Annotated in this window: 27 protein-coding genes; 13 read left to right on the forward strand and 14 right to left on the reverse strand. The window is 51.9% G+C overall.

Translation table 11 applies throughout. The annotated features are described in order from the left end of the window. Positions 1-151: 151 nt before the first annotated feature. The 3 genes from D6C13_RS15705 to abgT all read left to right on the forward strand — a co-directional run bounded on the left by D6C13_RS15705 (position 152) and on the right by abgT (position 4,526). Complete coding sequence (locus tag D6C13_RS15705; protein ID WP_120133651.1) at positions 152-1,468, forward strand: M20 family metallo-hydrolase; 1,317 nt, start codon at positions 152-154, stop codon at positions 1,466-1,468. Then, on the forward strand, positions 1,468-2,922 hold the full coding sequence (locus tag D6C13_RS15710) for a M20 family metallopeptidase (protein WP_120133652.1): 1,455 nt from the start codon (positions 1,468-1,470) through the stop codon (positions 2,920-2,922). Before D6C13_RS15705 ends, D6C13_RS15710 begins: the two co-directional genes overlap by 1 nt. 80 nt (positions 2,923-3,002) lie before the next feature. Beyond that, entirely contained in the window at positions 3,003-4,526 is a 1,524-nt protein-coding gene (abgT, locus tag D6C13_RS15715; protein WP_120133653.1) for a p-aminobenzoyl-glutamate transporter, read from the forward strand. Positions 4,527-4,529: 3 nt separating this feature from the next. Here abgT and D6C13_RS15720 read toward each other — a convergent pair whose 3' ends face one another. Then, the gene (locus D6C13_RS15720) at positions 4,530-5,369 is read right to left on the reverse strand and encodes an oxygenase MpaB family protein (RefSeq protein WP_244212706.1); all 840 of its coding nucleotides are present in this window, start codon (positions 5,367-5,369) and stop codon (positions 4,530-4,532) included. 45 nt (positions 5,370-5,414) lie between these two features. Continuing rightward, a complete protein-coding gene (locus tag D6C13_RS15725) occupies positions 5,415-6,074 on the reverse strand; it encodes a TetR/AcrR family transcriptional regulator (RefSeq protein WP_120133655.1) in 660 nt (219 codons plus the stop codon). Between the two features lie 200 nt (positions 6,075-6,274). Between D6C13_RS15725 and D6C13_RS15730 the strand changes: the two genes are divergently transcribed. The 5 genes from D6C13_RS15730 to D6C13_RS15750 all read left to right on the forward strand — a co-directional run bounded on the left by D6C13_RS15730 (position 6,275) and on the right by D6C13_RS15750 (position 9,514). Continuing rightward, positions 6,275-6,532, forward strand: coding sequence for a hypothetical protein (locus D6C13_RS15730; RefSeq protein ID WP_120133656.1), 258 nt, complete (start codon positions 6,275-6,277; stop codon positions 6,530-6,532). 419 nt (positions 6,533-6,951) lie between these two features. Continuing rightward, positions 6,952-7,209 (forward strand): multiple stress resistance protein BhsA, encoded by a 258-nt coding sequence (bhsA, locus tag D6C13_RS15735; protein WP_120133657.1) that lies wholly within the window; start codon positions 6,952-6,954, stop codon positions 7,207-7,209. Between the two features lie 168 nt (positions 7,210-7,377). Next, a complete protein-coding gene (bhsA, locus tag D6C13_RS15740; protein WP_120133658.1) occupies positions 7,378-7,635 on the forward strand; it encodes a multiple stress resistance protein BhsA in 258 nt (85 codons plus the stop codon). Between the two features lie 160 nt (positions 7,636-7,795). Further along, positions 7,796-8,053, forward strand: a complete 258-nt coding sequence (gene bhsA, locus D6C13_RS15745; protein WP_120133728.1) for a multiple stress resistance protein BhsA — start codon at positions 7,796-7,798, stop codon at positions 8,051-8,053. 246 nt (positions 8,054-8,299) lie between these two features. After that, positions 8,300-9,514, forward strand: a complete 1,215-nt coding sequence (locus D6C13_RS15750; RefSeq protein WP_120133659.1) for an MFS transporter — start codon at positions 8,300-8,302, stop codon at positions 9,512-9,514. Between the two features lie 54 nt (positions 9,515-9,568). Here D6C13_RS15750 and ddlA read toward each other — a convergent pair whose 3' ends face one another. Further along, entirely contained in the window at positions 9,569-10,666 is a 1,098-nt protein-coding gene (ddlA, locus tag D6C13_RS15755; protein WP_120133660.1) for a D-alanine--D-alanine ligase, read from the reverse strand. A 58-nt stretch (positions 10,667-10,724) separates the two neighbouring features. Beyond that, a complete protein-coding gene (locus tag D6C13_RS15760) occupies positions 10,725-11,054 on the reverse strand; it encodes a DHCW motif cupin fold protein (protein ID WP_120133729.1) in 330 nt (109 codons plus the stop codon). Positions 11,055-11,392: 338 nt separating this feature from the next. On the opposite strand from D6C13_RS15760, the gene D6C13_RS15765 reads away from it, so the two are divergent. Beyond that, a complete protein-coding gene (locus D6C13_RS15765) occupies positions 11,393-12,772 on the forward strand; it encodes an NAD-dependent succinate-semialdehyde dehydrogenase (protein WP_120133661.1) in 1,380 nt (459 codons plus the stop codon). Positions 12,773-12,942: 170 nt separating this feature from the next. Beyond that, positions 12,943-14,064, forward strand: a complete 1,122-nt coding sequence (locus tag D6C13_RS15770) for a ribosomal protein uL16 3-hydroxylase (RefSeq protein ID WP_120133662.1) — start codon at positions 12,943-12,945, stop codon at positions 14,062-14,064. A gap of 79 nt (positions 14,065-14,143) precedes the next feature. On the opposite strand, the gene phnE (D6C13_RS15775) is transcribed toward D6C13_RS15770, so the two are convergent. From phnE (D6C13_RS15775) to phnC, 4 genes are all read right to left on the reverse strand, one after another. After that, positions 14,144-15,067: a phosphonate ABC transporter, permease protein PhnE gene (phnE, locus tag D6C13_RS15775; RefSeq protein ID WP_120133663.1), complete on the reverse strand. Its 924-nt coding sequence runs from the start codon at positions 15,065-15,067 to the stop codon at positions 14,144-14,146. Beyond that, positions 15,067-15,930 (reverse strand): phosphonate ABC transporter, permease protein PhnE, encoded by an 864-nt coding sequence (phnE, locus tag D6C13_RS15780; RefSeq protein WP_120133730.1) that lies wholly within the window; start codon positions 15,928-15,930, stop codon positions 15,067-15,069. Before phnE (D6C13_RS15780) ends, phnE (D6C13_RS15775) begins: the two co-directional genes overlap by 1 nt. 223 nt (positions 15,931-16,153) lie before the next feature. Next, positions 16,154-17,086, reverse strand: coding sequence for a phosphonate ABC transporter substrate-binding protein (gene phnD, locus D6C13_RS15785; RefSeq protein ID WP_112291356.1), 933 nt, complete (start codon positions 17,084-17,086; stop codon positions 16,154-16,156). A 105-nt stretch (positions 17,087-17,191) separates the two neighbouring features. Next, positions 17,192-18,025 (reverse strand): phosphonate ABC transporter ATP-binding protein, encoded by an 834-nt coding sequence (phnC, locus tag D6C13_RS15790; RefSeq protein ID WP_120133664.1) that lies wholly within the window; start codon positions 18,023-18,025, stop codon positions 17,192-17,194. 206 nt (positions 18,026-18,231) lie between these two features. Here phnC and dld point away from each other — a divergent pair, with 206 nt between their 5' ends. Beyond that, complete coding sequence (dld, locus tag D6C13_RS15795; RefSeq protein ID WP_120133665.1) at positions 18,232-19,923, forward strand: D-lactate dehydrogenase; 1,692 nt, start codon at positions 18,232-18,234, stop codon at positions 19,921-19,923. A 139-nt stretch (positions 19,924-20,062) separates the two neighbouring features. Here the strand turns inward: dld and D6C13_RS15800 are convergent, their stop codons facing one another. Beyond that, positions 20,063-20,653 (reverse strand): Yip1 family protein, encoded by a 591-nt coding sequence (locus tag D6C13_RS15800; protein WP_120133666.1) that lies wholly within the window; start codon positions 20,651-20,653, stop codon positions 20,063-20,065. A gap of 177 nt (positions 20,654-20,830) precedes the next feature. Then, a complete protein-coding gene (locus tag D6C13_RS15805) occupies positions 20,831-21,490 on the reverse strand; it encodes a hypothetical protein (RefSeq protein ID WP_120133667.1) in 660 nt (219 codons plus the stop codon). A 353-nt stretch (positions 21,491-21,843) separates the two neighbouring features. Between D6C13_RS15805 and D6C13_RS15810 the strand changes: the two genes are divergently transcribed. Both D6C13_RS15810 and D6C13_RS26295 read left to right on the forward strand, forming a co-directional pair. Beyond that, the gene (locus tag D6C13_RS15810) at positions 21,844-22,473 is read left to right on the forward strand and encodes an aspartate/glutamate racemase family protein (RefSeq protein ID WP_120133668.1); all 630 of its coding nucleotides are present in this window, start codon (positions 21,844-21,846) and stop codon (positions 22,471-22,473) included. 108 nt (positions 22,474-22,581) lie between these two features. Continuing rightward, positions 22,582-22,665, forward strand: a complete 84-nt coding sequence (locus D6C13_RS26295; RefSeq protein ID WP_019105993.1) for a small membrane protein YohP — start codon at positions 22,582-22,584, stop codon at positions 22,663-22,665. 202 nt (positions 22,666-22,867) lie between these two features. Here D6C13_RS26295 and pbpG read toward each other — a convergent pair whose 3' ends face one another. The 4 genes from pbpG to dusC form a co-directional block, all read right to left on the reverse strand. Next, positions 22,868-23,806 (reverse strand): D-alanyl-D-alanine endopeptidase, encoded by a 939-nt coding sequence (gene pbpG / locus D6C13_RS15815; protein WP_167458038.1) that lies wholly within the window; start codon positions 23,804-23,806, stop codon positions 22,868-22,870. Positions 23,807-24,057: 251 nt separating this feature from the next. Further along, complete coding sequence (locus D6C13_RS15820; RefSeq protein ID WP_120133670.1) at positions 24,058-24,960, reverse strand: MBL fold metallo-hydrolase; 903 nt, start codon at positions 24,958-24,960, stop codon at positions 24,058-24,060. Positions 24,961-25,097: 137 nt separating this feature from the next. Further along, positions 25,098-25,523 (reverse strand): VOC family protein, encoded by a 426-nt coding sequence (locus D6C13_RS15825; protein WP_120133671.1) that lies wholly within the window; start codon positions 25,521-25,523, stop codon positions 25,098-25,100. Between the two features lie 54 nt (positions 25,524-25,577). Then, positions 25,578-26,507, reverse strand: coding sequence for a tRNA dihydrouridine(16) synthase DusC (gene dusC, locus D6C13_RS15830; protein WP_120133672.1), 930 nt, complete (start codon positions 26,505-26,507; stop codon positions 25,578-25,580). Positions 26,508-26,557: the final 50 nt, after the last annotated feature.

Raw genomic sequence — 26,557 nt, forward strand, 5'->3', positions numbered from 1 at the left:
TATGCCCTGATTGCTTTATGTACATTGAAAATCATCTAAGGCCGCCTTTCGCCGCTTTCTGCGCGCGAGCCTGCACTTCTCAAAGCTTTGATTTCCTCCTTTCTGCCGCTGCGCGGAAAGCCTGCATGTCTGTGTAAAAAGAGAGTCCGAGATGGTTAATGAGATTTCTGAACGTGTAGAAAAGCTGTTCCCTGCCCTGCAAACGCAACGTCGTGACCTGCATAAATACGCCGAATCCGGCTGGCTGGAATTCCGTACCTCCACGCTGGTGGCCGACCGTCTGGAAAAGCTCGGTTATTCGCTGCAACTGGGTAAAGAAGTCATCGATGCGGATTCACGCATGGGTTTACCTTCTGCCACGGTGCTGGCTGAACAGGAACAACGTGCGCTGGAACAGGGTGCGATTGCCCGCTGGATGCCGCATTTTTCCGGCGGTTTCACCGGCATTGTCGCCACTTTGGAAACCGGTCGCCCCGGCCCGGTGATGGGTTTTCGGGTGGATATGGATGCCCTGGATTTAAACGAAGTGCTGGAAGATGAGCACCGTCCGTTCCGCGAAGGATTTGCTTCTGCCAATAACGGCATGATGCACGCCTGCGGCCACGACGGTCACACCACCATTGGCCTGGGGCTCGCGGAAGTGCTAATGCAGGTGCGCGACCAGTTATGCGGCACAATCAAACTGATTTTCCAGCCTGCCGAGGAAGGCACCCGCGGCGCTAAATCGATGGTTGAAGCTGGCGTGGTAGACGATGTGGATTATTTCACCGCTGTGCATATCGGCACTGGCGTACCGGCAAATCATATCGTTTGTGGTAACGACACGTTTATGGCGACCACCAAACTCGACGTGCGCTTCACCGGCGTGGCCTCACATGCGGGCGGCAAGCCGGAAGACGGACGCAATGCCCTGCTGGCAGCGGCGCAGGCAACTCTGGGTTTACACGCCATCCCGCGTCACAGCGGCGGTGATTCACGCATCAATGTCGGCGTTTTACAGGCGGGCACCGGACGTAACGTGGTGCCTTCCAGCGCCACGATGAAAGTCGAAACCCGCGGCACGACTAATGAAGTGAACGAATTTATATATCAGCAGGCACTGAAAGTGATTTCAGGCGCAGCTGAAATGCATCAGGTGAAATTCGACATCAAACTGATGGGCGCGGCGCAAAGCAGCACACCAACGCCGGCCTGGGTGAATTACATCCACCGTCAGGCGGAAAAACTCGGCGAATTCGAGCAAATCATTGACCGTCAGGAAGGTGCCGCCGGTTCAGAAGATGCCACGTACATGATGGAACGCGTGAAATCCCGCGGCGGCGAAGCTTCGTATGTGATTTTTGGTACCGATCTGAGCGCAGGCCATCACAATGAACTGTTCGATTTCGATGAAAAAGTGATGATGCAGGGTATCAAAACGCTGGCGGCACTGGCACTGAATATCGCTGAATTCAAAGGAGTGAACTGATGGCTGATCAACACAACATCGTCAATTTCATCAACGACTTTATCGATAACCAGCAACCTGCGCTGGCAGAAATCAGCGATGCCATCTGGGATCATCCCGAAACCCGCTTTGTGGAATCCTTCTCCTCAGCATTACTGGCTGACAAACTCGAAGCCAGCGGATTTAGCGTTGAGCGCGGTGTCGCAGGTATGGAAACCGCATTTATTGCCAGCTTCGGCAGCGGCAAACCGGTGATCGCCCTGCTCGGCGAATTCGATGCGCTGGCCGGTTTAAGCCAGAAAGCCGGTTGCGATGTCGCGCAACCGCTGGTGGAAAACGGCAACGGCCACGGCTGCGGCCATAATCTGCTGGGCACGGCAGCGCTCGGTGGTGCAATGGCGGTTAAAGCCTGGGTGGAACGTGAAAACATTCAGGGCACTGTGCGTTTTTACGGCTGTCCCGGTGAAGAAGGCGGTTCCGGCAAAACCTTTATGGCGCGCGAAGGATTGTTCGATGACGTGGATGCCGCGCTGACCTGGCATCCGGAAACTTACAGCGGCATGTTCAGCAACCAGACACTCGCCAATATTCAGGCTTCATTCAGCTTTAAAGGCGTGTCCTCACACGCCGCCGCTGCGCCGCATCTCGGTCGCAGTGCGCTGGATGCCCTGACGCTGATGAACACGGGTTCGAACTTCCTGCGCGAACACATCATTCAGGAAGCGCGCCTGCATTACGCAATCACCAACGCTGGCGGGATTTCGCCAAACGTGGTGCAGGCCGATGCCGAAGTGTTGTATCTGGTGCGCGCCCCGCAGATGGATCAGGCGCAGGCCATATTCGACCGTGTGGTAGATATTGCTAAAGGCGCGGCGCTGATGACCGGCACACAGATGTCGATGCGTTTTGATAAAGCCTGTTCCAATTATGTGCCGAACCGTACGCTTGAAAGCGCGATGTATCAGTACGTTCAGGCTTTCGGCACACCGCATTACACCGACGAAGAGCGGGCGTTTGCGGCGTCGATTCACGCCACGCTGACCGAACAGGATATCGATAATAACCTGCTGAATATTTCCCGCACCAGCGGCGCAGAAGGCGTGGAATTTGCCGAAACCCTGCGCCATTCCCCGCTGACTGACAACGTTGCGCCGTATGCCCCGAACGGCAATATCCTCTACGGTTCAACTGACGTCGGTGATGTGAGCTGGCTGGTGCCCACGGCGCAGTGTTTCAGCCCGTGCTTTGCGGTCGGCTCGCCGTTGCATACCTGGCAGATTGTGTCGCAGGGACGCACTTCCATCGCGCATAAAGGTATGTGTCTGGCGGCAAAAGTCATGTCTTCGACCGCGATTGAACTGTTCTCTCAGCCGGATTTACTGGCAGCTTGTCAGAAAGAACGCGACGCACAACGCGCACGGCGTCCGTATCTGTGTCCGATCCCGGCCGGTGTGAAACCTTCGCCACTGAAATAAACCTGTAAGTCCTAAGCCGACCGCTTTTGCCCCGTTCCGGTAAAAGCGGCGGAATAAATATAAAAATAATGAGGGTAACTATGAGTGCAGAAACGCAAGATTCCGGCCAGAGCCCGGGGGGATTTCTTCAGTGGGTTGAACGTATCGGGAATAAAATCCCCAACCCGTTCTTACTGTTTGTCTATCTGATTGCTTTGCTGATGGTCGCCAGTGCGGTGATTTCATGGTTCAACATCACGGCTGTAAACCCGACCAACGGTGAGATCATCCGCGTTAAAAATCTGCTGAGTGTCGAAGGCATTCAGTGGATTTTGCCGAACGTCATTAAAAACTTCAGCGGGTTTACCCCGCTGGGCTCAATTCTGGCGCTGGTGATAGGTGCCGGACTGGCGGAACGTGTCGGGCTGCTGCAAAGCCTGATGTATAAAATGGCATCCAAAGTGAATGCCCGTTACGCCAGTTATATGGTGATTTTTATCGCCTTTTTCAGCCATATTTCGTCGGATGCCGCGCTGGTGGTGATGCCACCGCTGGGCGCGCTGATTTTCCTCGCGGTCGGGCGCCATCCGGTAGCCGGTTTGCTGGCGGCTATCGCCGGTGTCGGCTGCGGATTTACCGCTAATCTGCTGATTGTAACTACCGACGTGTTGTTGTCCGGCCTGAGTACCGAGGCGGCGAAAGCCATTAATCCGGCGGTTCAGGTCAGCGTTATCGATAACTGGTACTTTATGGCCGCGTCAGTAGTCCTGCTGACCATTGTCGGCGCTATCCTGACCGATAAATTCGTTGAACCGCGTCTGCCGGTGTATCAGGGCGAGCGCAACGAACAAATGAAAAAGCTGACGCCGGAGCAGAACCGCGGGCTGATGGCCAGCGGCATTGCGGCGCTGGTATTCATCGCCCTCGTGGCGTTGCTGGTGGTACCGGAAGCCGCGCCGCTGCGCAACCCGAAAACCGGCGGGATTATCCCTTCGCCGTTTATTCAGGGCATTGTGCCGCTGATCATTTTGTTCTTCTTCGTGATTTCAGTACCTTACGGCATGGTCACGAAGCAAATCCGCAGCGCCAGCGACGTGCCGGATTTGCTGGTCGATCCGATGAAATCGATGGCCGGTTTTATTGTGATGGTGTTTCCGCTCTCCCAGTTTGTGGCATTTTTTAACTGGAGCAATATGGGGAAGTTCATGGCGATCGGGCTGACGGATGTGCTGGAAAACTTAGGCATGACCGGCATACCGGCGTTCCTCGGCCTGATTTTCCTGTCGGCGTTGCTGTGTATGTTTATCGCCAGCGGCTCGGCAATCTGGTCGATTCTGGCACCGATTTTCGTGCCGATGTTTATGCTGCTCGGCTTCCATCCGGCCTTCGCGCAAATCGTGTTCCGTGTGGCCGATTCTTCGGTTATCCCGCTCGCGCCGATGTCGCCTTTCGTGCCGCTGTTCCTCGGTTTTCTTCAGCGGTACAACAAAGAGGCGAAACTCGGCACCTATTATTCACTGGTGCTGCCGTATCCGGTTGTGTTTTTCGTGGTGTGGTTGCTGATGCTGGTGGGCTGGTACCTGCTCGGTTTGCCGATCGGCCCCGGCGTTTATCCGCATCTTTAACGGTCAGTTCAGACGTCCCATACGGCGCATGGCGCGATGCCATGAGCCGTTTCTCACCGCCCAGCGCAGTACAGCCGCGATGCGACGGGTGGCAAAACGAATTCTGCGACGCTTGGGCGCGGAAAAGGAAATTCCCAGTTGCGCAGCCGCCCAGTCGGGTAAAAGCTCAATTCCGGCGCTGATCATCAGGCTGCCGACCGGCTTCGCCAGACGGCTTGGCGCGGGGGCATTTTGCAATAATCTCACCACTTCCCGCGTGCGCTCATCGCAGCGTAACTGCGAGCGCATCGCCTGCAAATAATCCTCTACCGCCGCCACACTGGCGGGCACATTTACCGCACCGAGGCTTTCTGCCACGCGGGCAAATTCCTGATAATAGCGGTTCTGATCGCTCAGACTGAGTGAAGGATTACGATAACGCAGATGCGATTGCAGGAAACTGTACGCTTCGGCTACGTGAACCCAGACCAGTAAATCCGGGTCACTGGCGGCATACGGCGTGCCGTAAGCATCGGTTCCGGTGACGCGTAAATGGATGGATTTTACTTTTTCGATCAAGGCATTGGCATCATTGACCGGTGCAAAAGTCGTCGCCGAAATAAACTGACTGGTGCGACGAAGACGGCCAAGCATATCTTCACGAAATGAGGAATGATCCCAGACACCGGCAAGCGCCAGCGGATGGAGCATTTGCAGCAGTAAGGCACTGACACCACCGCAAAGCATTGAGGAGAAGTCTCCGTGAATTCGCCAGGTGATGCTGTCAGGGCCAAAAAGCCCCGGATCACCCGCCGGTTTCTCAAAGTCTATACCGCCTAACGCCAGGCCCGAAATACTCAGCACCTGGCGTTCTATTCTCTTTCTTAACAATTGTCTAAAACTCAGCGGTTAATGTGCGGCTTTACTGACAACTGTAGCTTTAGTCAGCTCCGGCCAAAGATCCATGACCACGTCGATCAGCCGGTTTAGCTCATCGGAACTTGCTCCGTCACGTGCCTGAACGGAAAAACCCTGAATGGTACAGGCGAGGTATTTCGCCAGCAGGGCGCTGTCCGTTACCGTCTTCAGATCGCCGCTCTCTTTTTTCTTCTCGAAATATTCAAACAGAGTGCGTTCCTGCGAGAGGTGGCGGGCGCGCAGCATTTCGGCAATATCCGCAGAAGATGAAGACATCCCGGATGATGCGCTGATCATGAAGCAGCCACTTGGCGTGTCGCAGTCGGTAAACAGCTCAACGATGGCACGCAGATAACGCCCGACCGTATCTTCGACGGACAAATCTGTTCTGCTCAGTAAGCATGAGCTCTTTTCGTAAAAGTTTTTCAGATAGTGTTCAACGGCTGCACGAAAAAGCCCTTCTTTATTACCGAACTCGGCATACAAAGTAGGTGCCTTCGCACCGGTTGCTTCGACCAAATCAGCTAATGAAGTGGCCTCGTAACCATGGCGCCAGAATAAATTCAGGGCCTTGCTAAGAGCCGTTCCACGGTCGAACTGTTTTGGGCGACCGCGACTTTTCCGGACCAAAGCCGTCTGTTCAGTGCTCATACACCCTCCTTCCATCACCATGGTGATTATGGTTATTAAAATAGTTATAGAAATAACTTAACGATCATTATTAAAAATAGTTGCGCACAAGTCCAGCGGAGTTTATTATTTAATTATCGAGCGATAAGAAAATCACTCAAACCCGCAAAGCAGCACAGCTATAAACGCTTTTATAAGCAACAAACCCAGGACGTAACATCATGAGTAACTTTAAAACCCTTCTTGCAGTTCTGGCACTAACCGCTGTACCGGTTGCCAATGTTGCCGCACAGCAGGTTATCATGATGCCTTTACTGAGTCAGGAAGTGAGAATGGTCAATGTGACCGGTGACAGTAACTTCTGTAACCCGGCAACCTGCGCGAACAAAAAAGTTACGCAGGGCCGTATTTCCACTTCTCCGACTCAGCCACCTGCACCTTCGACCTCTGGTCATCAGCCCGCTTCTATTTACAACTAAGTACTACTAAGCGTGGCGCCTGACGAAAGTTAGTCAGGGCAGGAATAACGATAAGGCGACGTTGGTCGCCTTATCTTTTTCAGCCGACCTTTGTTTTATCACCCTCTCCGGTCAGAACCAACCATTAACTTAGCGATCATTAAAGATTCATTTAGCGAAATTATGGATATGTCTGTTCCATTCCTTTTTGGCTAACCATTTTAAAAACATAAATTTAACAAAACAAAAACAACCACCCTCCTGAGCGTGATCTGAGTCACAGCACAATTAGTTAATGCTCATTAAAAAAACATCTTGCACAAAGTCGCAACACCCCTTACCATTTACTTATCGAACGTTAACTAATAAGTAACGTTGACCCGAAACTGAGGCGTCTTCATCAGGCACCTCGAAAAAATTAACGAACAGGAATAAACATCATGAAAACTATCGCAATGACCCTCGCTGCTCTGACACTGGCTACCGCGTCTTTCTCTACCCTTGCGGCCACTGAAGTTCAGTCTGCACCAGCAGGTGAACAAACAATCGGTACCATCAGCGCTTCTTCAAATGGTGACCTGAGTACCCTTCAGTCAAAACTGAATGCGAAAGCCACTGAAGCGGGTGCAAGCTCTTACCGCATCATCGGTGCTTCCGGTGAAAACCACATGTACGGTACTGCTGAGCTATACAAATAAGAGATGAAGGTTGCGTTAGCAGATTGTTCCGCACAATTAGTTAACGATTAATAAATAAATTAGTTGCACAGAATGTGATCCAGGTCTAAGATTTAATTATCGAACGTTAATTAAAAACGTCTGACCGAATCATCACCTGCTGATAAAGAGATAAAAAGGAATACCATCATGAAAAACATCACAATGACATTAGCTGCAATCGCCCTTGCTACCGCTTCTTTCTCCACCCTGGCAGCGACTGAAGTTCAGTCTGCACCAACGGGTCAACAGTCAATCGGTGTAGTAAGTGCTTCTTCAAGCAATGATTTGTCCAGCCTGCAGAACAAACTGAATGCAAAAGCTAACGAAGCTGGCGCAAGTTCATACCGCATCATCGGTGCTTCTGGTGACAACCATCTGCACGGTACTGCTGAGCTGTACAAATAAGTAAAAAATTTTGCATCAAGGGTTACCGACATTTAGTTAACGATTAATAAGCTAGATGTCAGATCGGACAGAAGACAGCTTTGCACATTAAATGAACGTTGATGACAACGCCTGGCAAAGCTCAATAAATGAATTGAGGATATGTATTATGAAAAACAATATGAAAAATATTACGATGACTCTCGCCGCTATCGCTCTGGCAACCGCTTCATTCTCCAGCCTGGCAGCGACTGAAGTTCAGTCCGCTCCGTCAGGTCAGCAGGCGATTGGTGTCGTCAGCGCAACTTCAGGTAACAGCCTGAGCAGCCTGCAGGCCAAACTGAATGCGAAAGCCAGTGAAGCCGGTGCAAGCTCTTACCGTATCATCGGTGCTTCCGGTGACAACCACCTGTACGGTACGGCTGAGCTGTATAAATAAGCCCGACGGTTAAAGTCAGGTAATAAGCAGAAGAGGCGGCGTTTGCCGCCTTTTTCATATCTGCGATTGAGCAAATTTCTCATTCCCCTCCCGCCGCCCTGCCATCTTGTGCTACATTTTTCTCTTCTGTTTCCGTTCAGGTTCTTAATCCCAATGTAACGAATTCTCATCACTGACAGTTTTATCTATCCCTGATGCATAAACGCATTTCGGGGGTTTCTGTTATTTCAGATGTGAATCTCATTCATGAACTCGTTATTGCATGCGCTGATACGCGCATTACGCAGCCACCGCTGGCTGCGTCTGCTGGGCTGTGCCTTTATTTTATCCTCACTCGGAAATGGTCTGACGCAGGTAGTGGTTTTTGGGCAACTGCTGCGCTGGCAAGCTTCGCCCGCGACACTGACTCTGGCGTATATGCTGGCGACACTGCCCGGATTTCTCGGCAGTCTCTGGGGCGAACGACTTTGCCGGAACATGTCGCCACTGCGCATTCTGATCCTGTGTGAAATACTCGGTATGCTGGCGCTGATAATGCCGCTGTATGGTGTGCTGACGCATAACATTACGGCGCTGCTGGCCGTTCAGTCTGCAGAGGCATTATTCAGCGGGATGAGTTATCCGGCGCTGACGTTGTTGTTCAAACGCGGTCTTAGCGCCGAAGAGTTACCGGCGGCAACGGCGCTGGAAACCCTGATTTTTGCCGCGCAGGTATTGCTCGGCACCGGATTGGGCGTTTTACTGTTTGATGTGCTTTCACCGCTGAGCCTGCTGACTCTGGATGCGCTGAGTTTTGCCGCATCCGCGGCTCTGCTGGCCGGATCATTAGCTCACTTTACAGTGTGTACGCCGCACGACTCCCCTCCCAAAAAGGATGCCGAACCGCCACTTCACTGGAAAACGTTTACGCCGTTGCAAAAACGAAGCGTCTTGCTGCTGCCGGCACTGGCAGCGGTAGGTTCCCCGGCGATGGCATTGTTACCGGCACTGGCGCAGCAAATGCACACGCAGGATACGGCCAGTCTGGCGCTGCCGCTGTTGTTTGCGCGCAGTCTCGGGCAACTTTGCGGCCCGCTGTTACTCAATGCGAACAAACTCCGGCATTACAGCGCCAGCAACCTGCGGCTTTTAGTCTGTCTGATGCTGTTTTTGGCCGGATATTTCCTGTTGCCGCACTTCGCCTTATGGCCATTTGCCGCGCTGACACTCATTTTCGGCGCACATCTGGCATCAAATGTGGTGTTTGCATTGGGGACTTTCGGGGTTCTGAGCCATTTTCAGGGCGCGGATGTTGCGCGTGCCAGTGCGCTGGCGTGGCGGGGACAGGTGTTCATCGCCGCGATTGCCACCGGCATTGCCGGTTATCTGGCAGAAAATGCGGGGGCCGCGATAGCACTCCATAGTGTTTCACTCACCAGCCTGGCCGGTGTTGCAATTCTGCTCTGGCGCTATCGGGTTTAAGTGATAAAAAGCAGGGACTTCCCTGCTTTTTCGTATTCCCCTGAAACCAGCCCGTCAGTTGGCTGAGCTTTTCAGCTGGTTGTCCTGCTGATGTTGCTCCACCGCAAGTTCAATCAGGCGGGTGATCAAATCGCTGTACCCTAAGCCGCTGGCAGCCCAGAGTTTTGGATACATACTGATGTTAGTGAATCCGGGCAGCGTGTTGATTTCATTAATGATAACCTCACCCTGCTCGGTCAGGAACACGTCCACGCGCGCCATACCACGGCACTCGAGCACCTGAAATGCCTGTAAAGCAATGGCACGAATGCGGTCATGCGTTTCCTGCGGTAAATCAGCCGGAACGGCAATGGAAGCACCGGATTCATTGATGTACTTGGTATCGTAGGAATAAAACTCGTCGTGCAGGATAACTTCGCCGCACACGCTGGCCTGCGGATAATCATTGCCCAGCACCGCGCATTCGATTTCGCGGCCTTTAATGGCGGACTCGACCAGCACTTTATGATCGAAGCTGAACGCTTCTTCGAGCGCCCGCACAAAGCCTGCTTCATCACTGACCTTGCTGACACCGACTGATGACCCCTGATTCGCCGGCTTGATAAACAGCGGCAGGCCGAGTTGCTGAGAAACTCCGGCAAAGGTATGTTTCTGGCGGTTAGCGCGGGTCAGGCAGACAAACGGGGCGACGGATAAACCGGCATCACGCAACAAACGTTTGGTGACGTCTTTATCCATGCTGACCGCTGAACCCAAAACGCCCGAGCCAACGAAAGCGATATTCGCCATGCGCAGCAATCCCTGCAACGAACCGTCTTCGCCCAGTGTGCCGTGGACAATCGGGAAAATCACGTCCACTTGCGATAACGCGCTGGCGCTATGGGTTTCGATTAACTGATTTTCCGTTTGTCCCGGGATCAGTGCGACCTGATTATTCGAGCGGTTCAGGGTAATCAGCGAAGGGTTCTCAGCATTGATCAGGTAATTGCTGGCATCATTAATATGCCATTCCCCTTTCTTATCAATACCGAGTAATGTCACATCAAATCGTTTCTTATCAATGGCATCAACAATGTTTTTTGCCGATTGCAGTGACACTTCGTGCTCTGCCGATTTACCACCAAAAATGATACCAACCCGTAATTTACTCACCTGCTGCTCCTTGTCGCCAGCACATGGCTGGCGGCGAATTTTCTATAACAGCCAACCACTAGTCGACTACAAACAGTTTAGCGCCCACCGGTGTGGAAGAACGATGCGCTTCGGCATTATCCGCCACCTGATAACTCATGCCCGGCGACAGCGTAAATTTGCGACCATCTTCCAGACGGGTATGAAGCTCACCTTCCAGGCAGAACAATACGTGGCCTTTACTGCACCAGTGATCTGCCTCATAACCTGCTGAATATTCGACAATACGCACCCGGATACCGCCAAACTTTTGCGTACGCCACAGCGCCATACCGGTATCACCCGGATGTTGTGTCGGGGTGACGTCGCTCCAGTCAGTCGTGCAAAACGGAATCGCATCAAGCTTCATGAGTTTCTCAATGTCGGGAATTTGAAGGAAAGCCAGCATAAAAGTGAGCGGTAAATTTATCAATCGGTTGCTGAAAACAATTCATTAACAGCCTGCCGCAAAGTTACGTAAAGCCGATTGTTCCTAGAGACGGACCACAGCCCGCGTAGGGCGGGGGCACTGACGAAGCGGGCTGAGCGCGCAAAACGGTTGTGTTGCATGAGGTGTCTGTGGGACAGAGGTCACGTTTTTTCGTCTATGCTTAATGTTCTGTTGAGAAAGAACGCAGTAAGGCGAACGCACCTCAATTCCAACGTGCCGTTGCTGTCGACGACACGCCACAAAACAAGGAGCAACATATGCCATATCAAACAATAAATCCGTTCAATAACAAACTCATCAAAGAATATCAGACCCATAATGACAAACAGGTAGAGGAAGCGGTGTCTGCGGCACATGCCCTGTATAAATCTGACTGGGCGCAAGGCGATATTAAGCAACGCGTTAAAGTGCTGCATAAACTTTCAGAACTGATGGCTTCCCGTATCGATGAGCTGGCAGAAGTGGTCAGTGTGGAGATGGGGAAACTCATCGGTCAGAGCCGTGGCGAAGTACAGATTTGCGCCGATATTGCGAAATTCTATGCTGAAAACGCCGAGGAATTTCTCAAACCTGTGCCGTATAAATCCGATCTCGGCGAAGCCTGGGTCGAGCATCATCCGATTGGTGTGATCATGGCCGTCGAGCCGTGGAACTTCCCGTTCTATCAGCTGATGCGTGTACTGGCACCAAACCTGGCTTCCGGTAACAGCGTCATCGTGAAGCACGCCAGTATCGTTCCTCATTGTGCTGAAACCTTTGAGAAACTGATTGTCGAAGCAGGCGCGCCAAAAGGGGCTTATACCAATCTGTTTATTTCGCAGGATCAGGTGGCCTCTATCATCGACGACGACCGTGTTCAGGGTGTCGCGCTGACCGGCTCGGAAAAGGCCGGGGCCATTGTGGCGGCACGCGCCGCGGGCAAGCTCAAGAAATCGACCCTTGAACTGGGCGGGAATGACGTGTTTGCCGTGCTGGATGATGCCGATATCGATAAAGCGGCTAAGGCCGGGGCGCAGGCGCGCGTGTCAAATGCCGGTCAGGTTTGTACCGCCGCCAAACGCTTCATCATTCATGAGAAAGTCGCCGATGAATTCCTGAAAAAATTCACCGAGCACTTTAAAGCGCTGAAGATGGGCGACCCGCTGGATAAATCCACCACGCTGGGACCGTTGTCTTCCGCCGATGCGGTGAAAACGCTGAGCAAACAGGTGGATGATGCCGTGAAGCACGGTGCAAAACTGCACTTTGGCGGCAAGAAAGTCAGCGATAATCCGGGGAATTTCTTTGAGCCGACCATTCTGACGCACATTACCCGCGATAATCCGGCGTACTTCGAAGAGTTCTTCGGCCCGGTGGCGCAGGTGTATGTGGTGAAAAATGACGAGGAACTGGTGAAACTTGCCAACGACTCCCATTACGGCCTCGGCGGCTCGTTATTCACCCGCGATTTGACCCGCGCACGTAAGCTGGCAAGCCAGATTGAAACCGGGATGGTCTACGTTAATTCACCAACGGATACCGCAGCAGAACTGCCTTTCGGCGGTGTGAAACGCTCTGGTTTTGGCCGCGAACTGTCTGATTTAGGTATCAAAGAGTTTGTGAACCAAAAACTGGTGGTGCTGACTGCGAAGTCCTGACCCTCTGTTTTGCGCCTCCCCCGTGCGGGGGAGGTCGTGAAGCGCCCTATTTCTCCGTCTGTTTTCCCACGCTCTCCTTTCTCATTCGCTAAGCCTTGATTAATGACAAAGCGCCAGTGTCTCCACCCTCCCTATAATCAGACCCGTTTGTCTTCCCACTGGTAAATCACATGGCTTATGAACTCAATCTCGACTGGCCGGAATTTTTAGAGAAATACTGGCAAAAAAAACCTGTTGTCATTAAAAAAGCGTTCTCGGATTTTGTCGATCCTATCTCCCCGGACGAATTAGCCGGTCTGGCGATGGAGCCGGAAGTGGACAGCCGTCTGGTGAGCCATAAAAATGGGGAATGGCAGGCGAGCAACGGGCCCTTCGAACATTTTGACGGGCTGGGCGAAACCGGCTGGTCATTACTGGCACAGGCCGTGAACCACTGGCACCTGCCCGCCGCTGAGCTGGTGAAGCCTTTTCGCGTATTACCGGACTGGCGTCTAGATGACCTGATGATTTCCTATTCCGTGCCCGGTGGCGGTGTCGGCCCGCATATCGATCAGTATGACGTGTTCATCATTCAGGGTATGGGCAGCCGCCGCTGGCGCGTGGGCGATGCCTTACCGATGCGTCAGTTCTGTCCACATCCGGCGTTACTGCATGTTGATCCTTTCACGCCAATCATTGATGAAGATCTCGAACCGGGCGACATTCTGTATATTCCGCCGGGCTTCCCGCACGACGGTTTCACCCATGAAACGGCTCTCAACTATTCCGTCGGTTTCCGTGGCCCTAACTCGCGCGATTTCATCAGCAGTTTTGCTGACTATGCGCTGGAAAACGATCTGGGCGGCAATCACTACAGCGATCCGGATTTGACGCTGCGTGACCACGTCGGAAAAGTGGAAGAATATGAGCTGGAGCGTGTGCGCCAGATGATGGTTGAAATGCTCAGCCAGCCGGAAGATTTCAAACAGTGGTTTGGCCGTTTTGCTACCACTCCGCGCCATGAGCTGGATATCGCTCCGGCGGAGCCGCCTTATGAAGCGCAGGAAATTGTGGATGCGCTGATGCAGGGCGATAGCCTGACCCGTTTAAGCGGACTGCGCGTGCTGAATGTCGGTGAACGATTCTTTGTGAACAGCGAACCGCTGGAAACGGCTCAGCATAACGCCGCCGACGCGCTGTGCCGTTACACGCTGATCGGTCAGAAAGAACTGGGCAGCGCGTTGCAGGATCCGGAATTTGTGGTTGTATTAACGGATCTGGTGAATCAGGGTTACTGGTATTTCGACGAATAATAGCGTTGTTATCCTTCGCTATAAATAAAATAACAAAAGGCGGCGTCCCTGCGGATGCCGCCTTTTTTATGCGCTTTCGTTACGGACGGTAAAGCTCGACCGGCGGCTTCATTTTGCGCTCTTCCGGCTCAAATAAATCAATCTCTTCACCATGAATATATTTGGCGCGCAACATCGCGGAGATCTTATCCATCGTCATGACAATGGCAACCAGGACCAGCGTGATAAACATCACCACATCCCAGTTCCATAAACGCATATTTTCCGCATACACCAGGCCTATCCCGCCCGCACCGACAAAACCGAGCACCGCAGCAGAACGCGTGTTGGATTCAATCTGATACAGCGACAACGCAAGGAATGTCGGGAAGGATTGCGTGAAAATACCGAAGCGGTGAGTCTGTAACGGTGATGCCCCCAGCGCCCGTAAACCACGGCTCGGCGAGCGTTCCACCGCTTCATGTCCTTCCGCATACAGTTTGCCAAGTAAGCCTAAATCCTGCATCACAATCGCCAGCACACCGGCCAGCGGTCCCATGCCAACGGCACGGACAAAAATCAGCCCCCAGATGGCCATATCCAGTCCTCGCAGCACGTCCAGAATACGGCGGGTAATCATGGAAATAGGTCTGAGAACCGGCGTTGACATCACGTTGCGCGCAGCCAGAAAGGATAGTGGCAAAGCAAGGAAAGACGCCGTAACTGTGCCCGCAAACACAATCGCCAGCGTGATCGCAATCTGCGTGAAATAATACTTAAACGGCCATTCAGACACGTTATGCCAGACGAACATGCGCAGGAAATACCGCCCGACTTCACGGGTGCCGCGCACCACTTCGCTCCATGGAATACCGAAATAGCTGAAGAAATAGACGTAATACAGCGCAATGACGACAGTCAGTATCGCGAGATAACGCAGATAGCGGCGCTGCGCGGCGAACAAATGTCCGTGCTGCTGCTTCAGGCTGCTGACAACATGAGGTTCAAGCGCATCAGTTAACATCAGAAAGTGCCCTCCACGACGCGTTTGCGCAATTTACCGGAAAGAAAATCCATCGCCGAGACCACCAGAATGATCAGCAGTAAGGTCATGCTGACCTGATCATATCGATCCAGTTTGATGGACGTCATCAGTTCCTGCCCGATCCCTCCTGCCCCGACTAGACCGAGGATCGTCGACTGGCGGAAGTTGATTTCCAGGCGCATGAAGCTGTAGGACAGAAAGATCGGTTTGACCTGCGGCCACATGGCGAAACGCATGCGCTGCAAACGCCCTGCTCCGCAGGCTCTCAGGCCGCGTACCGGTTTGTCCGATGCGGTTTCAATGGATTCATAGAAGAGTTTGGTCAGGCTGCCGACCGTGTGTAAGGTCAGCGCGATAAAGCCCGGAATAGCGCCAACGCCAAAGGCCATTACGCACATCACCGCCCACGCCAGTTCAGGCATGGTGCGCAGAAAAGCCACAAACGTGCGGATACTGAATTTCACCCATTTTGGTGAATCCGTATTCCCTGCGGCGAGAAACGCCAGAACAACCGCCAGCGCGGTCGATAATATCGTCGAGGATAACGCCAGCTGAATAGTTTCCCAAATCAGCGGCAACTGAATATTAAGACGATATCCCCAATACGCCAGTGAGCCTTCTGTATGACCGTCAGCAAATAACAGTGACCAGTGTAATACCGGAACCGTCTGACCGATATAATCAAAGAAGCTCGGCGCGGAGACAATAATCGTTTTTAAATTAAGTTCGGAAACATTGCCTGACCAAAGATATAACAGCAGCATCAGCCCTGACCAGATCAGCGCCTCACGTTTTTGTTTTCCGCGGATCTGCTGGTAATAACGATTGAAGTCTTTATTCAAAATAATATTTCCGGTTTGCAAATAATAATCAAATCTAAACCCTAAATATTTCATGGTGCAGCACAAAAGGTTTTAGCCTTTTGAACAGCGCTTGCGCTGGCCCCACCGGGGCGAGGCTTCGCCGAGTAACGCGGCAACCGAAAGAATCCCCGGGAGCTTACTTAAGTAAGTGACCGGGGTGATTGAGGGAAGCCAACGCTGCTGCAACGTGAAAGATGACGGGTTAGCGACCGCCTTTAGTCAGCTCACGCTTCATATCAATAATCTGCTGATATTCAGCCAGTGACGTTTCGCCGATATGTTGTTTACCGCCAACTGCTTTCACGAAGCAGGCGTGATCTTCTTTGTCCAGTTTCTTGATGGCAGAAACCAGTTTGGCTTTGAAGGCTGGTGGCAGATCACTGCGCACTAAAATCGGGCCGTTAGGGATCAGCGGAGATTCCCAGATGATACGGATTTTTTTCATCAGATCCGGATGGTCCATGCGGATCATACGGTTGAATGCGCCGGAGGTATAACCGGTTTCACGGTCGCCGATCATAGAAGCCCAGGTCACTGCGCCTTCGAACTGACCGTTCAGCACGCCAAGGATATCCTGCTCATGGCCGCCGGAGAAGGTGACGCTGGAGAAGAAGTTGTTGTATTTGTTGTCGGTGGTGCCGCCAAATTCTTTCTTGAAAGTCTGGTTCGGGATCAGGTAACCGGAAGTGGAATCCGGGTCAGCGAAACCGAAAGATTTACCTTTCAGGTCAGACAATTTCTGATACGGGCTGTCGGCTTTAACCACAACAACGGAATGATAACCGCGTGATTTATCCGTATCGTCGATAACAATACCGACCAGATCTACGGCTTTCGGGTTATTAATATACACAGAGGCAAAGGACGAAGGAGACATGCTTAATACCATATCCACTTTCTTTCCTAATAATCCCTGAATAACACCTGAGTAATCGGATGAATTACGCAGTTTGGTATCCACGTTTAATTCTTTATCGAAGAAATCTTTTACACACTGATTATCGCCGATTTGCTGAGTCGCATTCTGGCCACCCAGAATACCTAAATTCAATTCTTTAGGAGCATCTTCTGCCATGCTGTGCATCGCGGTAAAAGAACCTGCTACGAAGACTGCCAGACGTAATAACTTCTTCATGTAATGATGACCTTGTGTAGATTGAGAGAAAATAGAAATAAGCACTGCCAAGGGTGTTAATAGCCACTTAACGTGGCTGTTATGTATTACTCAATTAAAAGGATGTTATTCATGTGACTCGTGATCTTCGCCATAGAGCTGTTGCAGGATCCCGTCAGTTAACTGATCCGGATGTCCATCGAAAATAATCTGCCCTTTGGCGATGCCGATAACACGGGTGCAATAATCTTTCACCAGTTCCACTGAGTGCAGGTTGACCATCACGGCAATATTTTCTTCGCTGACTTTTTTCAGCGCATTCATGATGCGCAGCGTATTTTTCGGGTCCAGCGACGCAACAGGCTCATCAGCCAGTAAGATTTTCGGGTTCTGCATCAGGGCGCGACAAATCGCTACGCGTTGCATCTGACCGCCGGAGAGGTTTTCAGCACGCTGCAACGCATGCGGCAACATATGCAGCCACTCGAGCAGAGAAATCGCGCGGGCACGGTCTTCGTCGTCAAACTGATTGAAGAAAGATTTGAACGTTGAGGTATGGCTCAGGCGGCCCAGCAATACGTTAGTCAACACATCGAGACGCGGAACCAGACAAAAATCCTGGAAAATCATTCCGCAACCAGAGCGCCAGCGCCGCAGAGATTTACCGGTTAAACCAGCCAGCTGCTGCTGTTCACCGTTTTCGTAATGACACACTACACTACCTTCAGTGAGCGCAATGGTACCGTTCAGGACGTGCAACAGAGTTGATTTCCCTGCGCCGGACCGGCCAATCACCGCGACAAACTCGCCCGCGTGTAGATCAAAATTGATGTCATTCAGAACGCGCTGACCTGATTTGTAGGATTTCACCAGGCCTTTCACGTCCAGAACTTTATTCAAATGCTGTGGCCCGGTCTGAGGATATTCAGCCTGTGCCAGCTTGAGTTGAGCTTGCGCCATGATGCTGTCTCTCGGTTGCTTTCATAATCTGGCGTTCATTAAGCGCGAGTTTTATGACACATCAATGACGATTTAATGGACAGCGTATGACAAAAATGCAACAGACTAAGTGAAATTACCTAACGAATATCCCGAATGGAGTTTAACTTAACAAGTATCATTTAAGTCCATGATTAGATGGCATCTCATTTACAAAGGAAGATGAAATGGATAATCAGTCACTTATCGCCACGCTCAAAGAGATTGCTGGCACCCGTCATGTACTGACCGGAGACAGCAACACCGAGCGCTACCGCAAAGGATTTCGTTCGGGCGGCGGCAAAGCGCTGGCCGTGGTATTCCCGCAAACGCTGCTGCAACAATGGCAGTTGCTCAAAGCCTGTATCGCCGCCGATAAAATCGTCATCATGCAGGCTGCCAATACCGGCCTGACCGAAGGCTCAACGCCTAGCGGCGATGATTATGACCGCGACATCGTCATTTTCAGTACTCTCAAACTTGATCAAATCCAGTTGCTCGACGGCGGTCATCAGGTTATCGGCTTTCCCGGCAGCACCCTCTACAAGCTGGAAAAAATTCTCAAACCTTATAACCGTGAACCCCACTCGGTGATTGGCTCATCCTGCATTGGTGCATCTGTGGTCGGTGGTATTTGCAATAATTCCGGCGGTTCTCTGGTTAAACGCGGCCCGGCCTATACCGAAATGGCGCTTTATGCACAGATCGACGCGCAAGGTGAATTACGTCTGATAAATCATCTGGGGATTAATCTTGGCGAAACGCCGGAAGAGATCCTGACGCGTCTGGAAAAAGCCGAATATCTGGAAAGTGACATTCTGCAAAATCAGGGGCTTGCGTCTGATCATGATTATGCCGCGCGGGTTCGCGAAGTGGACGCTGATACGCCATCCCGTTTTAATGCCGATGAGAGACGTTTGTTTGAAGCCTCGGGGTGTGCGGGCAAACTGGCGGTATTCGCCGTACGACTGGATACCTTCCCGGCTGAAACTCAGCAACAGGTATTTTATATCGGCACCAATGACACGGCGGTGCTGACCGAATTACGCCGTCAGATCCTGCGCGATTTTGCCAATCTGCCGGTGGCTGGTGAATACATGCACCGGGATATTTTCGATATCACGGAGATTTACGGCAAAGACACTTTCATGATGATCGATAAACTTGGCACCGACAAAATGCCGGACATGTTTACAGCCAAAGGGAAATTTGATGCGCGCATCAGTAAGGTTCCTTTTCTGCCGAAAAACTTCAGCGACCGCGTGATGCAGTGTCTGAGCAAAGCCCTGCCGAATCACCTGCCGCCACGCATGAAGCAATACCGCGACCGGTTCGAACATCACTTGCTGCTGAAAATGTCCGGCCCTGGCATAGATGAAGCCAGAACCTTTTTGACCCGATTCTTCAGTGATGGTCAGGGTGATTTCTTTATCTGCTCGGCTGACGAAGGTAAGAAAGCTTTCCTGCACCGCTTTGCCGCAGCCGGTGCTGCCGTGCGTTATCACGCAGTACATGAAAAAGAAGTGGAAGATATTCTGGCGCTGGATATCGCCTTACGCCGTAATGACCGCGACTGGTTCGAAACACTTCCGGAAGATATCGATAATCAGCTGGTGGCAAAACTGTATTACGGCCATTTCATGTGCCACGTTTTCCATCAGGATTATATTGTCAAAAAAGGCGCGAACAGTAAGGCTCTGAAACACCGGATGTTAGAACTTCTGGATGCCAAAGGCGCAGAATATCCTGCCGAACACAATGTCGGCCATCTGTATCTGGCGAAGCCGCATCTGAAAGAGTTCTACCGGCAGGCCGACCCGACCAACAGCTTTAACCCTGGGATCGGAAAAACCAGTAAGTTGAAGAACTGGCAGGAGTAATGTCCTTGAAATGGGGAATGGCGTAGTCGGCGCAGGCAGTTTGTTCCCGGACAGCGCGGAGGCCCCGCATCGTGCTTAAAGTACGTGAGGAGGCCGAGCACTGCCCGGGGGCAAAATGGCAAGTAAGATAGCCATTAAGTTAGAAAAGCTGTGTTCCGTAACCCCACATTATCACCGTCAGAGCCAGAAGTAGCTCTAAAACCAGAACCCCCATTGCCAGCGTTGAACTGGAGAACAGGAACCCTTCGCGACGGTCGATATTGAGGAAGTTAGGAATGCCGAGATACAACAGATATCCGCTGTAACACAGCCCGATGATACCAACGAACAGGCATAACCAGACCATCGGATAAAGCGCAACGAGCCCGCTGAGGAACATCGGTGTGGCAACATAACCGGCAAACACGATGCAACTGTTGAGTGTCGGGCGGCTGTCATAACGACGTGCCATCCAGTAGATAATGCGCCCCATCAGTGCGACAGCGGCGAGCATCAGAACATAGAATATAACGGCGATATATGATGCGGTGAACATGGAAACCATCAGCTTCTGACCGTCACCGAAGTTCCAGCCCAACTGTGTTGTACCGATAAACGAACAGACAACCGGGATCAACGCCATCAAAAGAACATGGTGGGAATACACATGTGAAACGGTTTCCCGCTCACGCTGGATTTGCTGCAGTTCGGGACCAGGATGGGACATTAGTCCCCAGACATGATTTGCCATGAAACACCCCCTTGTACGCCGAAAGCCGCCAGCGGCGTGCAGTGATAGACCTTCGGGAATGCCCGTCAGACCAAGGCACAAGGAAGGTGGCGACCTGTCTATATTATAGTCGTTTTTGCCAGTTTTGCTGCTGCGCCCAACTCATCGAAATCAGCGATTGACCGGAGCTGGCCGCCTTTAATGGACAAAGCGAGCGGCTGTAAATGTCACCCCTACCAATACCAGCATCATGCTGATAATCCAGCGAGTCTGTTTGATCATAAGCCCGTAAAACATTGTTTGCATCGAAGTCATTGAAGTTTCGATCTTCTCAAAGCGCTCATCCATACGCTCAAACTGTTTATCGACCCGTTCAAACCGTTTATCGACTCGTTCAAACTGTTTATCGACCCTTTCAAACTGCTTATCTATCTTTTCAAACTGCTTATCCACCTGTTCAAACTTTTTATCGATATGTACAAAATGATCGTCAATTCTCAGCAGATGTCCGTCGATGCGGGAGATGCTCTGTTCAGTTTTTCCTACACGCACACCGATATCTGTCACCGCATCAGTGAGCGTGACCATTTGATATTCCAGTTTACCGACCCGGAGATTAGTCTCGGTGACGACTTCGGTCAGATGACTGACCTGCTGTTCCACCTTCCCGACACGCAGATTCAGTCCGGCAATTTCCTCTCCGTTTTTGATCCCTTGTTTTTCAATGTTGTTGATCTGATTTTGCATGAGCTTCTCCATGAGCGATTTTCCTTTGTATTCTTCCGGCCATACGGGTGCGCCGGGAAAATAGAGCATCGGATTGACGGGCGAGATATCCATTGTGCTGAGCTGAAACATGGCTGTTGTCCCTCACATAAGTTTTCCCTGTTCAGAAATTCTTAATCTGAGGGGAGTTTGCGCTGTATAAATAACCATATCAAATCAATTTCCTTCTCGATTCATCGGCTACTGCTTATGTATCTATGCTTCGAAAACTTACATTTAGGGGATGAATAAAACCAACAAAAATAGCCTGTTACAGGAGTTTTTAAATTTCATGACTTACGCTTCCCTTCGTTTTCTGCTGTTCGGGATTATGCAAAGCCGGTATTGCGTGAGTACACTAACTAACAAGTTTTCACAGGCGAAAAAGACTGCACACCGGTTAAAAAATCATTAACGTAGAAGCAGGCATTCCTCAGGAGAATCATATGCGTATCACCTGTTTACACACGGCGGACAGCAATATTGCGGTATTCGAAAACACCGCGCAGGCGCTCGGGCTAAGTCAGCATCAGTTCGTGCATGTGTCGCGGCCTGATTTACTCGCCGCAGCCGAAAAAGCAGGCGGGCTGACAGCGGATATTCGTCAGCAAACCGCAGATGTACTGCTGGCCCTGAGCGAAAATGCCGACCGCGTTTTACTGACCTGTTCGACGCTGGGTTCAGCCGCCACGCTTGCCGCTGAAACAGCCACGATGCCCGTTCTACGTGTCGATCAGGCGCTGGCGGAACAGGCCATGAAAACCGCAGGAAAAGTTGTCGCGCTGTGCGCCGTCGAAACGACTCTGGAACCGACGCGTCAGCTGTTCACGCAGGTGGAGAAACATCCGCAGGCACAGCTTGAAATCTGTCTGGTGGCGGGCGCCTGGGAAAAGTTTAAGCAGGGAGATCTGGCCGGATATTTACAGGCCATCGCGGCAGCGGCAGATGCACAATATCTGAAAGGCGCGGCCTGTGTGGTGCTGGCACAGGCTTCAATGACCGGTGCAGCACAGCTGACACAAATGGGCAAACCCCTCACCAGCCCCGAATGTGGTTTGCGAGCAGCGCTGGCCTGAAAACGGCGGGCAGAAAGCAAAAATGCGGACAGAAGCTATACTGATAAGGAATATCATTGGCTTAGCCTGACGGCCGATGACGACTGAAGATAGTGTTAAGGAGATAACATGAAAATTATTCTGTGGATCATCGCCATCATCTTTATCGTCGGCTTACTGACCCTAACAGGGGTGTTTAAACTGATTTTCTGATCATCACATTCCCTCCCTGCATACAAAAAGTCCGGCGCATAGCCGGACTTTTTCTTTTATCCGCAATTGCTGAAATATCCAAAATAATTCGGATTGCAATAAGGCGGCAAGCGAACGAATCCCGATGAGCTGACAATACGTCAGTGATTCGGGTGAGTGAACGTAGCCAACGCCACTGCGGCCCGAAGTATGCAGGATATCGTTAGTCGTCGGCTTCTTCGACAGAGGGCTGTGTTTTTTGCTGTTCTTTCTGCTTACGGTAGTTCTTCGCAATCTGCGGAACGGGCACGGTTTTGCCGGTCTCCATCCAGGTACGCAGACGGTTGGCATCCGCAAAGGCAGTAAATTTACCGAAGGCATCCATCACGACCAGCGTCACCGGTTTGCCGTTGATAGTGGTGCGCATCGCCAGACAATGCCCTGCATCATCGGTGTATCCGGTCTTGGTCAGTTGAATGCTCCAGGACGGATTCATGATCAAATGATTGGTATTACGGAACGGCAGCGCATACGCCGGATGGCTGAAGACCGCGGTTTTTTCCGCCGTGGTGCTCAGCTGCCCGATCAGCGGATATCGCTGGGAAGCCAGCAGCAGACGGGTTAAATCGCGCGCGGTGGACACGTTATGCGGCGACAAACCGGTCGGTTCGACATAATGCGTATGGGTCATCCCCAGCGATTTCGCTTTAGCATTCATGGCTTTGATGAATGCTGAATAGCCGCCCGGATAATGTGCCGCGAGGCTGGCCGCTGCACGGTTTTCCGAAGACATCAGCGCGAGCTGAATCATCTGACGGCGCGTGATTTCGCTGTTGAGTTTAACGCGCGAGAACACGCCGCGCATTTCAGGCGTATTGCTGATATCGACGTTAATCACTTCGTCGAGCGGCAGATTCGCATCCAGCGTAACCATCGCGGTCATCAGTTTTGTCAGGGAGGCAATCGGCCTCACCTCATCAGGATTTCGGGAATAAATCACTTCGTGGCTTTTCAGATCCACCACCATGGCGCTGCCGGAAGCAATTTGAACAATAGGGGCGACAGCCTGCTCTTGCTTTGCAGCGAAGGCGGCAGGTGCAGACAACATGCCTGTATTTAAGGCTAATAAGCTCAGAACCAGAAGACGGATTTTCACATGCATTGCTCTGTATTTAGAAAGTTGTCATTGAGTTATGTCGAAACAGCGGGCGGAATTATAAGTGACGCGAATAGTCTTAGCACCCGCAATTTTCAATTCTATTTGTCACAAAGTCTGTCACCAGCGCCCGCAAACCGTGCAACGGCGAGTAAGTGAACACTTGCGTAAGATTGCACTGAATTCCGGCTATTTACGCAAATCCGCAATTTACAAAATATGCTGTAACATTCCCCACATGACAACTTTCTGAACAATTAACTATTGGTCGGGATCCAGCGATAACCTTTTCCGAGACGCTCTACCCTACCTGTACCCGGAAATGCAATGTGCGCGGCTCCCACCAGATATCCGTGATCTGCGGCATCGCGAAGCGCCTGCTCGCGGGTTCTGATTGCCTGATTCTGATCGATATCAAACTGAATCGCCACCGCAGGATCCTGCATTTGTACCGGCTCGGCATGAATAATATCGCCCCAGAACAGCATCTTTTCCGTCCCGCTTTCCAGCAGATACATCACACTGCCGGGCGTATGTCCCGGCGCAGGGAGAGCGCGGATCAGCGGATGCACCTGCGCAGGCGCGGTAAAAGTCTGCAATTTCCCGGCCGCCTGAACCGGTGTCATTACCTGTTTTGCATTATTAAATGAACGATGGCGACCTTCAGGAATATCATCAAGATTGTCGCGCGCGAGCCAGTATGTGGCATCTTCCTGTGAAACTTTCACCGGTGCCTGCGCGAAAACCGGTGCGCCGTCCAGTGAAACACCGCCGCAATGGTCGCTGTGAATATGCGTCAGCAACACCAGCGAAATAGTTTCCGGCGCATAGCCCGCCGCGCGCAGATGACTTTGCAAATGACCGCCCGTATAGCCGGTCAGTGCGCCAGCCCCCGTATCAATCAAAATCCGCTGATCGCCGGTATCCACCACAAACGCATTTACTGACGCATCCATTTCGGTTGGCATTGCCGCTTGTGCCATACGCTGCCTGATATCTTCCAGCGAGATATTGGTCAGTAATTTCTCAAGCGGCATTTTCATCGAACCGTCAGAAATAGCCGTCACGGTGACATCCCCGACTTTCAGCCGGTAAAAACCGGTGCTTTGAGTTTCTGCAACCTGCGGTGCTGCACCGGTGACGGCGGATGAATGATTCATTTTGGAGACTCCGGAAGGTGAAGGTTTGTCAGAGGATTACTCTGAGTATTGATCTTGTTTTAACATCATTCAAAGCAATCGGAGCCCTGCAAAAAGAAAAGGCGCCGTTAAGCGCCCTGCTGGTGATTTGTTAAAACTTACTGATTATCGATGAGATAGCCAATTTCCTGACCGAAGGATAATTCCAGCGTATTGCCGTCCGGATCATCCAGAAATGCCCAGTAGCCCACCGGCGCGCCGGAATCAGTGGGCTCCTGACGTAAAACGCCCGCGGCGCGTGCTTCGGCGAGCCTTGCATCCATCGCTTCTTTTGTTGCGCAGGCGACGCCGAGATGGCCGAAAGGGCCCAGTTTGGTGTCGGTGTTTTCAGGATCTTCGGCGAGAACGATGGCGAAATGGCGGGTCATATCACTCAGCCAGGCGACGGGGCGGGCGTTACTGCCTTTTTCACCGCGACGATGAATGACTTTCATCTGCGCGAATTGCTGGTAAAAAGCGATGCTGGCATCCAGGTCTTTAACAGCGAATGCGATGTGAGACAGGCCGGTATCTTGGTGTTCCATGATGTTTCTCCATTTTTAAGCGTTATTGCGCGAAGAAAACGTCATGGAGCGAAATCACCTGTTGATGCGTTCAGCAATCTCCTTCGACGTCTTCAGCACACGGACTTCAGTAAATAACTCTGTCGCTTCTTCGTACTCTTTACGCAAATAGCTCAGCCACTGTTTGATACGCGCAACGTGATACAAACCGGTGTCGCCCTGCTTTTCCAGACGGGTGTATTTCTGCAACAGCGTCATCACGTCCGGCCATGGCATACGCGGTTCGTTGTATTTCACCACGCGACTGAGGTTGGGGATATTCAGCGCACCACGCCCGATCATCACCGAATCACAGCCGGTGGTCTGCAGACAGGCCTGACCGCTTTCGTAATCCCAGATTTCACCGTTAGCGATCACCGGAATACTCAGCCGCTGGCGGATTTCACCAATCGCCGCCCAGTTAATGCGCTCAGGTTTATATCCGTCTTCTTTGGTACGCCCGTGAACGGTCAGCTCGGTGGCACCGGCCTGTTGCACCGCATCGGCAATTTCAAAACTGCGCTCGAGCGAATCCCAGCCAAGGCGCACTTTCACCGTCACCGGCAGATGCGCAGGAACCGCCGCACGCATCGCTTTCGCCCCCTGATAAATCAGCTCCGGATCTTTAAGCAACGTCGCACCACCGCCGCTGCCGTTGACCATTTTCGACGGGCAACCGCAGTTGAGATCGACACCATAAGAACCCAGCCCGACGGCAAAAGCCGCATTCTCTGCCAGCCATTGCGGATATTGTCCGAGCAGCTGTACGCGCACCCGTGTACCGGAAGGCGTACGGCTGTCGTGATGTAATTCGGGGCACAGGCGATGGAAAACTTTGGCGGGCAGCAGCTGATCGACCACACGCACAAACTCAGTGATGCACAAATCGTAGTCGTTCACTTCAGTAAGAAGTTCACGAACCAGGGGATCAAGCACACCTTCCATCGGAGCCAGTAATACGCGCATCGCAATTCAACCTTTAAAAATGACGCGCAAGATTACCGCATGGCCCGCCG

It is taken from the genome of Rahnella woolbedingensis (assembly GCF_003602095.1).
GTDB lineage: Bacteria > Pseudomonadota > Gammaproteobacteria > Enterobacterales > Enterobacteriaceae > Rahnella > Rahnella woolbedingensis.